Origin of the sequence: Paenibacillus sp. FSL P4-0127, from assembly GCF_038007325.1 — a bacterium.
GTDB lineage: Bacteria > Bacillota > Bacilli > Paenibacillales > Paenibacillaceae > Fontibacillus > Fontibacillus macerans.
Genome location: NZ_JBBOWY010000001.1, coordinates 3305143 through 3320490, shown reverse-complemented (window position 1 = coordinate 3320490; position 15348 = coordinate 3305143). Strand labels below are relative to the sequence as shown.

20 protein-coding genes, 1 tRNA gene and 1 pseudogene are annotated in these 15348 nt (G+C 37.4%); 11 read left to right on the top strand and 11 right to left on the bottom strand.

Features of this window, described 5'->3' with window-relative positions:
* The first annotated feature begins 2 nt into the window (after positions 1 to 2).
* The gene (locus tag NYE74_RS14900) at positions 3 to 740 is read left to right on the top strand and encodes an MBL fold metallo-hydrolase (RefSeq protein WP_213510300.1); all 738 of its coding nucleotides are present in this window, start codon (positions 3 to 5) and stop codon (positions 738 to 740) included.
* Positions 741 to 811: 71 nt separating this feature from the next.
* Here the strand turns inward: NYE74_RS14900 and NYE74_RS14895 are convergent, their stop codons facing one another.
* From NYE74_RS14895 to NYE74_RS14885, 3 genes are all read right to left on the bottom strand, one after another.
* Positions 812 to 1051: a DUF3892 domain-containing protein gene (locus NYE74_RS14895; protein WP_036621499.1), complete on the bottom strand. Its 240-nt coding sequence runs from the start codon at positions 1049 to 1051 to the stop codon at positions 812 to 814.
* 58 nt (positions 1052 to 1109) lie between these two features.
* A complete protein-coding gene (locus NYE74_RS14890) occupies positions 1110 to 1562 on the bottom strand; it encodes a GNAT family N-acetyltransferase (protein ID WP_227872906.1) in 453 nt (150 codons plus the stop codon).
* Between the two features lie 107 nt (positions 1563 to 1669).
* On the bottom strand, positions 1670 to 1954 hold the full coding sequence (locus NYE74_RS14885) for a hypothetical protein (protein WP_036621497.1): 285 nt from the start codon (positions 1952 to 1954) through the stop codon (positions 1670 to 1672).
* A 93-nt stretch (positions 1955 to 2047) separates the two neighbouring features.
* Here NYE74_RS14885 and NYE74_RS14880 point away from each other — a divergent pair.
* Positions 2048 to 2120: transfer RNA gene (locus NYE74_RS14880), tRNA-Val, on the top strand.
* A 147-nt stretch (positions 2121 to 2267) separates the two neighbouring features.
* Here NYE74_RS14880 and NYE74_RS14875 read toward each other — a convergent pair.
* From NYE74_RS14875 to NYE74_RS14860, 4 genes and pseudogenes are all read right to left on the bottom strand, one after another.
* A complete protein-coding gene (locus tag NYE74_RS14875; protein WP_445323422.1) occupies positions 2268 to 2834 on the bottom strand; it encodes a site-specific integrase in 567 nt (188 codons plus the stop codon).
* A gap of 186 nt (positions 2835 to 3020) precedes the next feature.
* Entirely contained in the window at positions 3021 to 3137 is a 117-nt protein-coding gene (locus NYE74_RS14870) for a hypothetical protein (protein WP_341004878.1), read from the bottom strand.
* Complete coding sequence (locus NYE74_RS14865) at positions 3130 to 3282, bottom strand: hypothetical protein (RefSeq protein WP_240534118.1); 153 nt, start codon at positions 3280 to 3282, stop codon at positions 3130 to 3132. Before NYE74_RS14865 ends, NYE74_RS14870 begins: the two co-directional genes overlap by 8 nt.
* Positions 3283 to 3297: 15 nt before the next feature.
* Positions 3298 to 3378, bottom strand: a pseudogene (locus tag NYE74_RS14860) (Arm DNA-binding domain-containing protein); the annotation flags it as partial.
* A 248-nt stretch (positions 3379 to 3626) separates the two neighbouring features.
* Here NYE74_RS14860 and NYE74_RS14855 point away from each other — a divergent pair.
* From NYE74_RS14855 to NYE74_RS14845, 3 genes are all read left to right on the top strand, one after another.
* Positions 3627 to 4031, top strand: coding sequence for a hypothetical protein (locus NYE74_RS14855; RefSeq protein ID WP_127463441.1), 405 nt, complete (start codon positions 3627 to 3629; stop codon positions 4029 to 4031).
* A 162-nt stretch (positions 4032 to 4193) separates the two neighbouring features.
* Positions 4194 to 4460: a hypothetical protein gene (locus NYE74_RS14850; RefSeq protein WP_036621494.1), complete on the top strand. Its 267-nt coding sequence runs from the start codon at positions 4194 to 4196 to the stop codon at positions 4458 to 4460.
* A gap of 198 nt (positions 4461 to 4658) precedes the next feature.
* Complete coding sequence (locus NYE74_RS14845; protein WP_036621493.1) at positions 4659 to 5324, top strand: hypothetical protein; 666 nt, start codon at positions 4659 to 4661, stop codon at positions 5322 to 5324.
* Positions 5325 to 5367: 43 nt separating this feature from the next.
* Here NYE74_RS14845 and NYE74_RS14840 read toward each other — a convergent pair whose 3' ends face one another.
* The 4 genes from NYE74_RS14840 to radC all read right to left on the bottom strand — a co-directional run bounded on the left by NYE74_RS14840 (position 5368) and on the right by radC (position 7703).
* Complete coding sequence (locus NYE74_RS14840) at positions 5368 to 6189, bottom strand: copper amine oxidase N-terminal domain-containing protein (RefSeq protein ID WP_051985373.1); 822 nt, start codon at positions 6187 to 6189, stop codon at positions 5368 to 5370.
* Positions 6190 to 6228: 39 nt separating this feature from the next.
* A complete protein-coding gene (locus NYE74_RS14835) occupies positions 6229 to 6366 on the bottom strand; it encodes a hypothetical protein (protein ID WP_164815252.1) in 138 nt (45 codons plus the stop codon).
* Between the two features lie 208 nt (positions 6367 to 6574).
* On the bottom strand, positions 6575 to 6934 hold the full coding sequence (locus tag NYE74_RS14830) for a helix-turn-helix domain-containing protein (protein ID WP_051985372.1): 360 nt from the start codon (positions 6932 to 6934) through the stop codon (positions 6575 to 6577).
* 160 nt (positions 6935 to 7094) lie between these two features.
* On the bottom strand, positions 7095 to 7703 hold the full coding sequence (radC, locus tag NYE74_RS14825) for a RadC family protein (protein ID WP_036621491.1): 609 nt from the start codon (positions 7701 to 7703) through the stop codon (positions 7095 to 7097).
* Between the two features lie 311 nt (positions 7704 to 8014).
* Between radC and NYE74_RS14820 the strand changes: the two genes are divergently transcribed.
* From NYE74_RS14820 to NYE74_RS14795, 6 genes are all read left to right on the top strand, one after another.
* On the top strand, positions 8015 to 9124 hold the full coding sequence (locus NYE74_RS14820) for an ABC-three component system protein (RefSeq protein ID WP_036621488.1): 1110 nt from the start codon (positions 8015 to 8017) through the stop codon (positions 9122 to 9124).
* 2 nt (positions 9125 to 9126) lie between these two features.
* Entirely contained in the window at positions 9127 to 9609 is a 483-nt protein-coding gene (locus NYE74_RS14815; protein ID WP_036621485.1) for a three component ABC system middle component, read from the top strand.
* Positions 9610 to 9611: 2 nt separating this feature from the next.
* Positions 9612 to 11600 carry a DUF3732 domain-containing protein gene (locus tag NYE74_RS14810; protein ID WP_036621483.1) on the top strand — a complete coding sequence of 663 codons (1989 nt, stop codon included), beginning with the start codon at positions 9612 to 9614 and terminating at the stop codon, positions 11598 to 11600.
* Between the two features lie 39 nt (positions 11601 to 11639).
* Positions 11640 to 13499 (top strand): AAA family ATPase, encoded by a 1860-nt coding sequence (locus NYE74_RS14805; RefSeq protein WP_036621481.1) that lies wholly within the window; start codon positions 11640 to 11642, stop codon positions 13497 to 13499.
* Positions 13496 to 14527, top strand: a complete 1032-nt coding sequence (locus NYE74_RS14800) for a hypothetical protein (RefSeq protein ID WP_036621480.1) — start codon at positions 13496 to 13498, stop codon at positions 14525 to 14527. Before NYE74_RS14805 ends, NYE74_RS14800 begins: the two co-directional genes overlap by 4 nt.
* 484 nt (positions 14528 to 15011) lie before the next feature.
* Positions 15012 to 15308, top strand: coding sequence for a hypothetical protein (locus tag NYE74_RS14795; RefSeq protein ID WP_036621479.1), 297 nt, complete (start codon positions 15012 to 15014; stop codon positions 15306 to 15308).
* Positions 15309 to 15348 lie beyond the last annotated feature (40 nt).

Sequence of the window (15348 nt, the reverse complement as noted above, 5' to 3'; positions counted from 1 at the left end):
TTATGACACTTCGTCTGCAAATGCTTGGCACAGGCGGGGCATTCGCCAAAAAGTACTTTAACAATAACGGCCTCTTGTATGCGGAGGACTTTACGCTGTTGATCGATTGCGGCATTACCGCGCCGCTTGCACTGCATGCGCTTGGCAAACCGTTGGATCAAATCGACGCTATTCTGATCACGCATATCCACGGCGACCATGTCGGAGGCCTCGAAGAATTCGCCTTTCGTATGAAATACGGCTCCGGGAAGAAGCCGGTACTCTACATTGCCGACAAGTTGGCCCAACCGTTATGGGAAAATACGTTAAAGGGCGGAATGAGTCAGGATGGGGTGATTGGCTCGCTTGACGATATCTTTGACGTCCGGCTTCTCGCGGAAGGAAAGACCGAGCGGTTGTCGCAGGGGATTTCCGTTGAAATTATCCAAACGCCGCATATTCCGGGTAAAGCAAGTTATTCGCTTTATTTTAACGGCGAGGTTTTTTACAGTGCGGATAAAACATTCCAACCGGAGCTGTTGACCCGGCTCGTAACGGAAAGAAACTGCCGAAAAATTTTGCACGAGGTCCAGCTTACCGGCCCTGGCGAAGTACATACCACGCTTCAGGAACTGCTCTCCTTGCCCCCGGAGATTCAAAGCAAAATTTTGCTGATGCATTACGGGGACGAGATGGAGTCTTTTATCGGGAAAACCGGGGAGATGGAGTTTCTGCGCCAGCACGAAATTTATACGCTGTAGAAGGCAAAAAACAACCTTCGGCCGTAAAGCCGGAGGTTGTTTCGTATAAAGGCAAGGACGGATGCGGGTTCCTATTCGAAGCTCGGCAGGTTGTCCAGGTTGTTCGACGGATCTCCGTCGGCGTCGCCGCGGATATACATTTCGCCGTCCCGGCCTTTAAAGACGTTGACTCCGGCGATGGCGCCGGCTTTAACTTCCTCAAGCGCCTGCTCGTAATTGAGCACCCGCCCGCTCGACGTTTTAAACTCCCGCAAGTCGCCGTTGCCGTTTTTGCGGACTGCGATAAACGTTTCTCTGGTATCCAGGGCCATCTTACGATCACATCTCCTTATCAAGAGTATGATTATAGATTGCCCCATAACCCGAAAACTATGACTTTAACGGTTTGACCATACGCACATGGGGGATACCCGCGTCGTCGAACGGCTCGGCCGAAATCGTCTCATAACCCAGCTTCGCGTAGAAGCCCTCGGCCTGACACTGCGCATCGAGCACCGATTTCTCCAGGCCAAGCTCGCGCGCCAGCTCTTCCAGAGCGATCAGCAGTATTTTTCCGACGCCTTGCGAGCGAAAAGGCTTGCGCACGGCAATCCGCTGCATTTTCGCCGAATTGTCTTTATAATAAGTCAGCCGTCCTGTGGCGGCGTATTCGCCGTTCAACTCGATCAGCACATGATGGACATCCGGGCCGATTTTGTCGAATTCGTCTATTTCCAAATCGATCGGCACCTTCTGCTCCTCCACAAAAACTTCCTTGCGGATATCCAGGCATTTCTGCAATTGTTCCTCTGTTTTGGCGTGTATAATCGTAGCGGCTGACACCAGGCTTCCCCTCCCAAGGTTTGCTCGTATATCTATAATTTTAACTGCACTATTATACAAAAAAATAGTTTCCATGTATAGTTGAACCTACGGATACTCCCGGAAACCTAATCCTTGGAGTACACATCTTCCGCGATCGTTGGTGAGTACACATCGTTCGAAACGGATACGCCAAACGGCCACGGCCATCCCTCCGCCTGCTTTTTCATCGTCGCCCGGTCCGGCGCCAGGCTGCAGGCGCTGACCAGCGCAAGCAGAACGGCCGCAGCCAAAACGGCGGCCCAGCCGGCGTATTTGTTCCGCCCCTGTCCCGCCGGGGACGCATTGAAGTTACGCTGCATATGAAACATCCCTTCCTGGTAATAACCTTGCCCTAAACTGGCATATTCCATTGTTGTCTCATCCCGCTCCGGATATACGCAAAAAAAAGTATTTGACAGAGTCGTCTCTGCCTGTTATTATAAATTTTGTCTTCACAATATTCTGATCTGCTAGCTCAGCTGGGAGAGCACCATCTTGACAGGGTGGGGGTCAGTGGTTCGAGCCCACTGCAGATCATTGAGAAAGGACCCTTACAGAGTAAGGGTTCTTTGCTTTCTAGCTACTTTTTTATGCATGACAAATAAACCATTTTGATTCAAATGGTCAAGTTTTGGTCAAGAAGGTGTTGTTTTGGTCATTTCATCGTGATTTTCAAGCCTCTGACTAGTTCAAAATAACCTCCTCCTTTTCTTCCTCAAATAGCATTTTTCCTAACATAATCGCGGTTTCTTTCTGCATACTCGGAAGTAGGTGGGAATAAGTATCGAGGCTTATTCTGACGTCTGCATGGCCCAAACGTTCACTTACAATCTTCGGATTTACGCCTTGAATTAGAAGTAGTGTAGCGTGAGTATGTCTCGTGTCATGGAATCGGATTTTGGGGAGTCCCAGCTTGTTGATCTGAGCATTGAAAAATCTCCTGATATTGCTTTTGTTTGTCGGAGTGCCGAATTCCGTACAAACGACCAAATCCAAATCATGATACAACGGTGACTTACGTTCCTTATCAATTCGCTTCTTATGCATTTCCAAATATGAGATCGTCTCAGGGGGCAAGTCGATTGTTCTCATTCCTGAGGCAGTTTTGGTGTAAGGCATAAGTTCTTTTCCATCACTGCTCAAGGTTTGAGTTACACGAATAAATCCCCGTTCAAGGTCTACATCTTTCCAACGCAAACCTAATATCTCACCTACTCGCATTCCAGTGGTTAATCCCAGAAGCGGGGCTATAAAATACCGAGCATTTAAATCAGCGTTCTTAAGGAACAGCTTAACTTGCTCCAGATTCCAAACTTTTATTTCTTTTTTTACCGCCTTAGGCCGATCAACCAGCGAAGCGGGATTCTTCTGGATCAGTCCCCAACGTTCAGCTTTTTTAAGCGAATCATTTATTAGCGTATGGACTTTTTGAATGTTTTAATCGGACAACGACTTCTCCTTGGTAAGGCGGTTGTAAAGTTGCTGAATCATCATTGGAGTAAGCTGGGTAAGTTCTACATGCCCTAGTGTTGGTAAAATATGTAGCTCAACCAACCAACCAACGATATGTTCCGATGGTTTGCTGCTTTACCCTAGTTTGTTTATCCTCAAGCCACTGTTCAAGCATGTATTGCCGATAGGTCATTTTGTGGGGCTTTATATAGGTTCCGGCAGACAGAGCATGTTCGAGTTCATTCATTGCTTTTAGAGCTTCCTGTTTGGTTTTGAAGCCCCGCTTTTTATATTGCTTCGGTTTACCGTTGTCATTGGTACCAAAGGTATGAAAAGTACAAATGTATTACATTGAATCTAAGTGACGAATCAATAGAAAAAGGAAACTGGCTGACCACAACATTTATTGATCGTGATTTTTTAGTGTATAAGTAGGATCAATATAGATATCTTAGAATTGCAATAAAGTTATCATCGCGCATTATAAGAACAAAAGCTAAGAAGTTTTTTTTCAATGATGAGTGGCTTGAAGATGAAGATGCATTAGAGTATATATCTAGTACTAAAAATAGTCGAGAAATGAACTCCCTCTTGAACAAGGTGACTGAACAAGAACCTAATGTCCAGAAGGACTTCGATGCTCAGGAATTTTTAAAAGCTCAAAAGCTGTACATTTCTGAGATAAAGCTGTTTCCATTAACAGAAAGTCCTTCAGACGAAACTGACAATTTCGGTTGGGAAGATGATAGTTACTACTATCTTCCTTACTCTAATACGTGGAAGTGGATTCGTGCTTATTTTATTCGTAATGGGATTAAGTTGTTAACCGCAGAAAAAGATTTGGATCATTACATGGTTGAAGCAGGGATCTTTGAAAGCAATGAAAAAAGACCAAAATCTCGCTTAATGCGAGCTGATCGAAGGACACCACCATTAAGAAAGCGGGTATTTATGATAAACAAAGCAAGGTTTGATGAGTTTTTAGCCCAAAAGTGAAATAAAGCTTAACCGTTATATATATATATATATATTTATATATATATTATCTCAAAGATTTTATATATGTCTGTTACGTCTATCGTCAGTAATTTTGTAGTGTTGACTCTATTTGTAACAAATTAAAAGTGCGCAAACACATTCAGAAAAGGATGTGTTTGCGTGAAAATAGGGTATCATACTGTAATGTTGTCAATTCCGATTAATTTCTATACTGAAGAAGCTTTATTTAAGGCTCTACAGCAATGTTCAGAAAGATTGAAGGCCAAGTATTACCCACAAAAATGGAACCATATATCATGGACAACTTTCGAGCTTTTCAAAGATAATGGACTTTTAATCTACTTGATAGATAGGCAATACCAAAGCAATAATCAAAAATATATTTACAAAGCACTTGAAATTAGGTTGAATCCTAGAACTGATTGACAATGATCAATATTTGGAGGTCAGCAAACACAGTGATTACAATTTGATTTCAGCCGCATTTCGTAAACTATTTGAGCCAGTTCGACTTGCATATAAACAGCAGTTAATTAGCTACTATAGTTCATTTATATTTAATGATATTTCAAAGTATAAAGTTGATCGTATCGACTACTGCATTAATATTCGGACGCCGTATATATGGAGCTAATTCGCCGTGCCGACAAGCCAAAAAAATTTGAAGTGTGTCTTGAGGCAAACCTGCGTACAAAACGCAAAGAGCCTTATAAGAATGCATTCCGTATACAAAGTAAATCGGTAGTTGTTCATTTTTATAACAAGCAGTTTCAGATGAACAAGGTATTCGGTGATGAATTTCCAAAAGGACAGGATGCTAAAGATATCATTCGATTAGAAGTGCAATGTAAAAAGAGGAAAATGAACAACCTAAAACAATACTATCAGATTTCTGGAAAGACTTTGGAAGATTTTTCGGACCAAGATTTATCCGAGAAGGTATTATTGTCGTATTACAGGAAAACGGTTGGATACGAGGATTACTTTACCTTAAAAGAAGCTAGAGAATTGATAAGTAACTCTGACTATAAGCGAAAATATCGTGAGAATATGATTGAGGTAATAGAACTGATCAATCAGAAGAGATCAATTTGGAAAGCAAGGGAAGAATACGATGGAGAAATCAAGAAATTTAATGAAGCAGTTAAACAAATAAAAAAAATGGGCATAAACCCTGTCACAATTCCGGCATGGTGGAAGATTGATCGACTCCCCAACCTTATACATGAAATAGACATTAGTTTACGACAATCCATCACTAAAGGTTCACATGAAGCCGATGTTATTTAGTTCCTAGCCCCCGCAATAAATGGGGGCTAGGACTAGTCTTAAATTATTGTTGAACTGTCAAATCACTTGCATCAATCCAACTGCTTGATTTGTACTTGATACCTGCTAACATAGCCATGTAATCGGCATCTTCATCTTTGAGCCAAAGGTTATCCTTACTGTCCCAATAGACAAGAACTCTACCACCGTTAATCTTAGTTACTTCGCCATAAAAGAAGCTAAATTGGACGCGATCTCCCACCTTGATGGCTACGCCTTCTTTTGAAATAGGTTTATCGCTGGTGGTATTTTGGTTGCTGTTATCATGAGAAGAGTCACTACTTGTATCCTCTGAGGCGATCGGAAGGAAATAACCGCTATAGTCTGTAAGTATATTGTCAAAATCACCTTGATAAAGTGCAATAATTTGATTTTTTTGATCCCAGACAAGCTGCAAACCTAAGTGGTCGCTAACGAATCTTAATGGGACCATTGTTCTGCCGGATATTGTGGTTGGGGCAACATCTAGATCAATTTGTTTTCCATTGACATACGCCTTCCTGCTGTCGAGAGTAAGAATAACTTTATTCATGTTTAGATTAATGGTTATCTTTTTTTGAGTAGGTTCCCAATCCGATGTTCCACCAAACTCTTTAATGATGTTACTTATAGGTAACAAAACTCTGTTGTTAACAACTATTGGCGCAGCATAAGTTACCGGATCAATAAATGTCGTAAATTGAGCATCATCGATAAACATACCGGTATCGTTAACTTTAAGAATGATTCTTTTATTTGGAGCTTCAGCAGCAGATATAAAATTCTGCCCGATCAAGCTGGATGATATAAGTATAGATGCACTAAGGATAATAAGTTTCTTCAACATGTAATATTTTCGCTCTCCTTTATCAATTTATTAGAAAAATTACTTGTTCTTTGAATCCGATTTCTCATAGGAATCATTTAATTCCTTGGCTGTTTTAAAAACATCAAAACCATTTTCTAAAGTAAGTTTTACTGCTTCTTTAGCTGACGATAATACTTGCTCCCATTTTTCATTCATGAGCATCTCCCCTTTCTAAACCATTTTTGGGTGAGCTTTATACTTCCAAGCCCCCCCCACCCCAACTCCTATCAAATAACCTATACTCGTCCCAATACCCGGGCAAGCTATCGTCCCTAAACCAGCGCCAAGTGCTGCTCCTGTGAGCGCTCCACTTCCAGCTATTGAAGCCCTGCAAGTGGACTCCATCAGCTTTTGAGACATGTTGTCACCTCCCATCTTCAAACTTCAATAAATTGGATTGCTCCGATATTATTTTTGTATCAACTAATACTTCCAAAAAGCATTGCTTAATCTTTTCGAGGGTCAGTTCAGTCATAATGTATTTACAGAATGGTTCCACGCCCTGTTTTGGAGGATAAGAAGGATACAATAAGTCGATTATTTCGATGCTTAATGCCGAAGCAATTTTTTCTAGTGTCTTAATCGTCGGGTTCTTTTCTCCCCTCTCGATTTGTCCTATATATGATGTATTTACCCCAGCATTTAAAGCCAATTGTTCCTGACTTAGACCCCTTTTAATTCGTACGAGTCTGATATTTTCCCCAATAGATTCAATGTTGCTCATTGTCCCCTCACCCCTATTCAAAACGATAGAATTTTTAGGAAAGAGGCTCAACAGGATATAGTATTGATTTACATGGATATAGTAAGGAATTGATACAGAGCGTGGTTAAAGTGTGGATAAAAGTATGGTGGAATTTGAAGGCTGAAGTACGAGAGGCTATTTAGAAATGGCCGTGTTCCTTTAGACTGTAGAACTGATTGTTACCAATGAAGACGTGATCCAGAACATCAATACCGATGATCTCTCCCGCTGCCTTCAGCCTCTTTGTTACAGCAATATCTTCATGGGATGGTTCCGGGTCGCCGCTAGGATGGTTATGAGCACATATAAGCGAAGCACTGCAACGTCTGATTGCTGCATGGAATACTTCTCTTGGATGGACAATAGATGCGTTCAGTGAGCCAATGGAGATGATTTCTTTAAAAATAAGGTGATTTTTGCTGTTAAGGAAGAGACATATGAAGAGTTCTTTTTGCTCGAAACGGAGTTCTGGCTCAAGGAGGGCAAATACATTTTGAGGACTGCGAATAACAATCTGCTTCTGTTCAGGATATGCTAAGACTTTTGAAAGTTTTAGCATAGCCAGTATTTGCCCCGCTTTTCCTTTTCCAATCCCCTTTATCGAAATTAATTCTTCTTCTGAAGCATTCATTAACTCTGTAGTTGTAGGAAACCGATGAAATAGCTCTTGAATCAAGTAGCTATCAGTTGTTTCCCTTAATGATTCTGACACTACTTTTTTCAAATCTTGTACTTTATCAATTTCCATTCGACTTTCCCCTCCAATTTTAATTATTTGACAATTATATAATATAGATTTCATTTCTTTGAATTTACACGTAAATAGAACACACGTTTGGAAGGGAGTGGTAACTTTTTGGCGAATTATGTAATTTGATTTAGTCTCTTAAAGTCCTTTCATGTTTGTGTTACTCATAACGTTAAATATTTTTATTTGAACAGGGGAGATTTGCTATTTCTAGTCACGTTAACAAACATGTAGTTCCTGGTAGCATATCTGGATATCTGTTTCAACCTGAAAGAGCTTTATACTGGCTTGCGAAGAGTAGAATTGGAGCATTGATTGGAATCGAAACAGATGATGATGTAGCCAGAATAGCTAAAGAAGGAGAGGCAAATGTTTATGAACAAGATAAACATTCAATCTCTGATAATATCCCCTTCGGTGATCATAGCAAAGACTTATGGAACACTCTATGTATTTGGCTAAGAGCGGCGGCCAAACCTGAATTTGATTTAGATAATGTAGAATTTCATTTAGTTACAAATAAAGTAATAATGGATGGCATTGTAATATCAATTGCTGAGGCAAAATCAGATAAAGATTGTGAAAGTTGTGTAAATGCATTAAAGGCTCTCGCAAAAAATGTTCCTCAGGGAGTTAGAAAATATGCTGAAGAAGTTTGCCAATATGATAATGAAACTCTTAAAAAATTTGTAAAAAGGGTTGTTTTATCTGACGCAAACAATAATAGTTATGGAAACAAATTAAAGGAAGAAATCAAATCTTTGTTACATGTCTCGGATATTTTACCTTTTGAAGAAATTTATAATTCTTTATTAGGTTGGGTTCATAACACCGCTATGAATTGTTGGCGAAATAGTATGCCTGCATGGTTATCAAGAGACAAATTTACAGATTATTATCAAAAATTACTTAGTAGATATAGTCTTAAGCGTTTTGACGAAACAGACCAATCACTTATACCTCTCTCCTTGGTGGATAAAGAAGCACAGTACAATGAACTATTCGTCAGACAACTCTATTTATTGGCTTTAGAAAAAAATGACGACATCCTTATATCCTCGATAGAAGATTACTTGCGTTGCAGTTATGAAAGAACTCGATTTAGCATCGAGGGAGATATCACCAAAGAAGAATTGGAGAGATTTGACCAGAATTTAATTGACAGATGGAAAATTATTTTTTCTCAATTTGAGCGTAAATACAAAAGATCTTTAAAAACATGTAGTGACATTACAGAATTAGGCGAGGATATAGGATTTGATATCCTTTCAGAAACGCTTAATCACAGGGAGCCTTTAGCTAATCAGCCTACTGAGCAATATTATTTGACACGTGGTAGTTACCATCGACTTGCTAACAGTAAAAAGTTGATTTTAGGCTGGCATCCTGAATATAAAACTCTGTTAATGCAAGGAGAATGAAATTGGATCATTTAGATGAATATGACATAATTCAAAATGTCGCATTAGCTTCTTTAGTAATCTGGTCATTTTCAGCAAAGTACTACACCACTAATGAGGAGAAAAGAGGAATAGACTTACAAGTTCTAATGCTTATACTACCTCTGCTATTTAACGAATCTTTTGTAAATTCTGCCTATAGAAGAAATTTCAAAAAAGGTTTTTTTGCCGTCCTGAATGATAATAAAAGCACCTATATTGGATTACAAGAACGGATGGAAAACATGTCAAAACTTACTCTTAGATCAATTAATGCATGCATTTCAAGTAAGTTACTTATGTACGATACAGAAACTTATTCCTTTGTTCCAATAAGAACTATAATCCCAAAATTTAACGAAAGTGAAGATATAAAAAAAATCTTCGCTGCTTCTGAACGATTAGGTTACTGGTTTGCAACAATCGATTTTCAAGAAATCTGCACACTCCTAAAAGTGAGGTTTTAAATGTGAACTTTAAAATCAATCACATTGTTTTGTGGCCTAAAGATAAAAGTAAAAAGGAAAGAGTCTTGACATTCAATTTGGAAAAAATAAATGTAATTACCGGTGATAGTCAAAAAGGAAAGTCTTCTATCATACCTATTATTGACTACTGTTTGGGCAGTTCGAAATGTGCCATTCCAGTTGGAATTATAAGAGAAAAGACAGAGTGGTTTGGTATTGTTGTAGCTGTTGACTCGAAAAAGATATTAATCGCTCGTAAGGAACCCGGGGTAAATATCCAAAGTGGTGAGATTTTCATTCAAGAAAATGCGGATATAAAGAACATTCCTCTACCAGTACCGGAGAGGAATGTTGAATTTCTGAAAAATATGCTAAATGAAATAGCTTCTCTTCCCTATTTAACACTTTCTGATGATAACGACAGCGATTCTTCTAATAAAAGAGCTAGCTTTAGAGACTTTTCAGCTTTTCAATTTCAGCCTCAACATATCGTTGCAAATCCATATACTCTTTTCTATAAAGCTGATACATATCAAAATAGAGAAAGATTAAAAAACATCTTCCCCCTTGTAGTTGGAGCAATTGATAGAGAAATACTGTATTTAAGGCAGCAATTAAAAGAGCTAGAGAAAGAATATAATAAATATAGTAATGAACTAAATGAATTACGTAGAATTACGCAACATTGGTTTTATAATGTAAAAAGCTATTATACCCAAGCTAAAGAATACGGTTTGATAACGAACTCAAATTCAGAAGAATTAGGTTGGTCAACACAAACCTATATAGATCACTTAGCAAAGATTCCAGATCTAACAAAATTGAAGAATTTTTCTTATGGTGAGATTGATACTTCTGCTGCTATTGCAGAATTGAATAATTTACTCAATCAAGAATTAAATTTATCTCGTGAGATAGGTACAGTAAGACAAAGATTATATAAAATGACAAGGCTTTTTGAATCTGAAAAGCTGTACCAAGAATCTCTTGAATATCAGCATGCAAGATTACAGGCTTCTAATTGGTTGATAAATTTGATAGAACCTAAGACAATTTGCCCATTTTGTGGTTCTGAAAATAGTAAAGCTTATGATGAAATTCATCAACTTTATAATCATCAATCAAAAATTAGTTCAATTTCGAATAACATTGAAAAGTCCTCAGCAATGTTAGACAGAGAAATCACTAAGCTTAGAAGCCGCCTCAAAGAACTAGAAAGTTCACTAAATTATGTAAGAAAACAAAAACTAGAATTAGAGATCGAATCAGAGGAATTGAGAAAATCTAGGCAGACGGAGCAAGAAATATTTCGATTCATAGGGAGATTGGAAAAGTCCCTAGACGACTATAAATTAACACACGAGAATCGTGACTTAGAAAATAAAGTAAAAGAGTTAGAAGGTCAAATTCTGAGCTTAAGACGTAAAATTGATCCAAAAAGTATTGAAGCTAAATTAAAACAAGCTTTAAAGACAATTTCTAAAACGATTAATAGATATGCAAATTTCTTGGGCGTTGAGGATGCCGATCAGCCAATCGAACTTGATATTACAAATTTAACCTTAAAAAAAATATCCGAAAAAAGAGAAGATTACCTGTGGGAAATTGGTAGCGGAGCAAACTGGATGGGCTATCATATTGCAACTCTTCTGGCTTTGCATGAATATTTTGTAGATTTGAAGTGGAACCCTGTGCCGCAATTTCTAATAATCGACCAGCCTAGCCAAGTATACTTCCCAGAAAAAATTATTCAAAACCAAAGCGAACAAGAAGCTGATTTAACACCTAACTATAAGCAAGAAGATATCGTTAGAGTTCAAAAAATTTTCACAGCCCTCTCAAACAATTTGAGAATTACAAAACATTCTGTACAACTAATTATTATCGAACATGCTGATGAAATTACTTGGAGTGGTACTGAACAAGACGTTCATGTAGTTGAAAGATGGAGAGGTAAAAACGACGCATTGATTCCAAAAGATTGGTTATAGAACTTAAGATTTAAATTTTTTTATGAGAGGATTATTCGTATGTTAAAAAATTGGACACTTCAGCATTTTAAATCTGTTTCTGATAAAACTACTTTGGAACTAGCTCCTCTTACAGTATTTTCTGGGGCTAATAATTCTGGTAAAAGCACCATTATTCAAAGTATTTTATTAACCGCTCAAACGCTACAGAATCCTGTTAAAAATAAACCGATAATCCTGAATGGGCATATAGTACGTCTAGGATCGTTTGAAGATATAGTCTCAGCCACTGCTACTAAAGATATAACAATTGGATTCGAGCTACACCTTGATGAGCCGACTGACAGAGCATCACGAATTGTTTTTTGGGGAGGTAGACCCAGAAGACGGCATAAAGATACAGTAATAAATTTCAACTATTCTTTTACTTGTGAAGGTGATATTGAAATAACTAATCTATACCCCCTATTAAAGCAATGTGATATAAGAGTCAAAGAGGGAAATCAAAACGAAGAACTATTAATAAAGCATAGAAATGATTACAGTGTGTTGGAAGAATATGCTCTTTCAAGTGAATATTTAGAATCATTTGACGAAGCCTTAAACTATGAAGTTGTAAAGCAAACACAAAGTACTGGAAGTAGAAGGTTTTATAAAAATCAACCAACTAACGGAAAACCGATTGGTGCTACATTAGAACATTTCATGCCAAATAAAATCACTCTTGTCTACAATATAATTGAAGAAGATATAACAAATTTGTTGAAAATGTGCACTTATCCAGATAGTTATAGTTTTTATCGACCAATTGATTTTACTCAATATGTATCTAGTAAATTTCATAAACTCATTATTCAATGTTTTAAAGAAATTTATGAAAAAAGCAAAACGAATTATGCAGAAAAACGAGCTACTACTCATCAAAAAGCTCTCAAAAAATTTGTAGAATCTCCATTCTCATTCGATAAACTAAAAAGATGCTTTGAAACACTATTAGTTGATGATCAAAGACAATACAGCAATGCAATTTTAGATATGAATACAAAATTAAAAGAATCTTTAAACTTGAATGGAGAAGCTGAATATGCATTAACTAATACTGAACTTAATGAACTTATTGGTTATTCGTCAGAATCCATCATAAATTACTTTACTAATAATGTAAAATATCTAGGTCCGTTAAGAGATGAGCCAAAGGCTATTTATCCTCATTCAGGGGCAACCGACTCACATGATGTGGGGTATAAAGGTGAGTATACTGCAGCAGTATTAGAAATTCATAAACTAACAAAAATAGACTACATCAAGCCAGAAGATATAGAATCAAATAATAAAAAAATTAGTAACGATTATTTACTCACCGCAGTACTTGATTGGTTACAATATATGGGAGTTGTAAATAAAGTAGAGACTCACGATAGAGGGAAATTAGGCCATGAGCTTAAGGTCGGTGTTAGTGAGAAGGACAAATGGCACGATTTAACACATGTTGGAGTTGGAGTTAGTCAAGTTTTACCAATATTAGTTCTCTCCTTACTTGCCAATAAAGGAGCAACTCTAATTTTTGAACAGCCTGAATTACATCTTCATCCTAAGGTACAAACAAGATTGGCTGATTTTTTCGTATCTATGTCATTCTTAAATAAGCAATGTATAGTTGAAACGCATAGTGAATATCTTATTAACCGTTTAAGGTACCGAACTGTTGTATCTAGCGATGAGAATTTTTCTAATTCTATCATTCTCTATTTTGTCGAAAAAGAAGAAGTTAGTTCACAATATAAACCGATTAGAATAAACAAATTTGGAGTTATTGAAGACTGGCCAAAGGGATTTTTTGACGAAAATGAAGAAAGCTCAGCTTCAATATTAAAGGCTGCACTTGCAAAAAGGAAAAAGGAGATGCAAGCTAAAGAATGAACTCAATTTATCTTGACCCATATACACTAGCTTATCCAAATAATCATGAAGAGCTTGAGCCATATGAATTTGAAAATTATTTAGAGAATATACTGCTTTGGAGACAACTGAAAGATATTCCTTTAACAGAAGTTATGGTAAGTAAACAAACTAGTCGCATATTAATGGAGCAAAACAACTACCCGTATTGGGACAGTTTAAGGGAAGCATTATTAAAAAAAGGATTAATAGGATTTTATCAACCAAAAGATATTATTGAGGTAATTGATGGTTTTTTACAACAGCCAACCATAGAAGAATCATTAGGATTAGTAGATATACTTTTCGACGATGTAATAGTTTATCCTGACGAACACCTAGAGAGACGTCCAACTATGTATATTGACGAATACAAAAAGGTGGCATTATTTTATTTGATCCACGATCTTATTCGAGAAGGCGAAGAAAGATATTTTATAACAAGAGATTCAGTAAGTGAGATTGAAATAAAGGGAGAAGTATATGCTTGCGATTTTATAAAGAAGGACTCTGATAATTTTAAATATCCCATCCTTATAAACGGAAAAGTCCATTCTCAAACTAATTGGTTACAATTAATAACCAATTTCAATGTTGTTAGTAGTTGGAAAATTGCTGAAACTGATGAAGACTATTTTAACCTAATAAATCTTTACTTACTTCAAAGACTTTCAATAATTGGAGAAAATCCTCTTGATACTGATATCCCTACTTGGAAATATGGTCATAGCTTTTTTGAAACCTGTAGAAGTTTAGGGTTCACTCATGAAGAGGGAAAAATAAAGGCATTACTAAAAGCCTGTGCAGATACTATACTGGATCAAAATCTATCGTCCACTCATACATTAAGAATTGACGAAAGTGGAAATAGCCCTCAACTTATGAGAAATAGAGATAAAGCCTGGAGAAGAGATATCGATTATGAATACCATTTACATTATTGGAAAACAAGCAATGGCCCCGAACTAGCTGCTGTAGTGGTACATAATAATATGTGGATTCCTATATAGTTACTAAAAAGCGTTAAGGTTTGGTCAATATTTTGGTCAATTTATCTCACTTTTCTATTGCTTGATTTTCACCGCAGAAGCACGATTTTGGGTCAAATATCTTTACCCTGCTTGACTCCCTTATATATTTACTTTATGTTTTAAACTACCTTTTCATCTTGACAGGGTGGGGGTCAGTGGTTCGAGCCCACTGCAGATCATCTCCGGGAAGCCTTGATATACAAGGCTTCTTTTGTTTTTGGTTACGGATGAAAGTTGTATTAAAATTGCTCCTGGGGGTTGAATGGGGGCCAAAAACGTTTTTAGCAATGGTGAAAAAAGCCCTTTCTATAATTTTACAAATGTTCCCGCTACTTTCGAGCAATTATATTGTCTTCCACGCCCTATATTTTCTTTCCCTAAACATTCACAAAATCTCGATGGCATAAATAAATAGCTTTTGATAAAATATCATCATAAAGTTAGTTTGAAGGAGCGGAATCGATTGGATAATCAATTTTCTGAACTGTTGCGGTCCGTTATCAAAGAGGAATTAGAGCCGATTAATAGGCAGCTTGTCGAATTAACATCCGAACAGCAACAAATGAAACAAGAGCAAGAACTCATAAGACAAGAGCAAAAAATTATGAAACAAGATCAAGAACTTATCAAACGCGCTGTACTTGAAACCAATGATCGTCTGAAAAATGTGGAAACCATTCTCGAGAATCAGCACAAAATCATCGAGTTGCTTTCCGCCCGCTCCATCCAGCAAGAAGCCGAACTGAAAAGAATCAAGTAGAATATAAATCCGGTGCCCCCATGCATTCGGATTTTTTTTG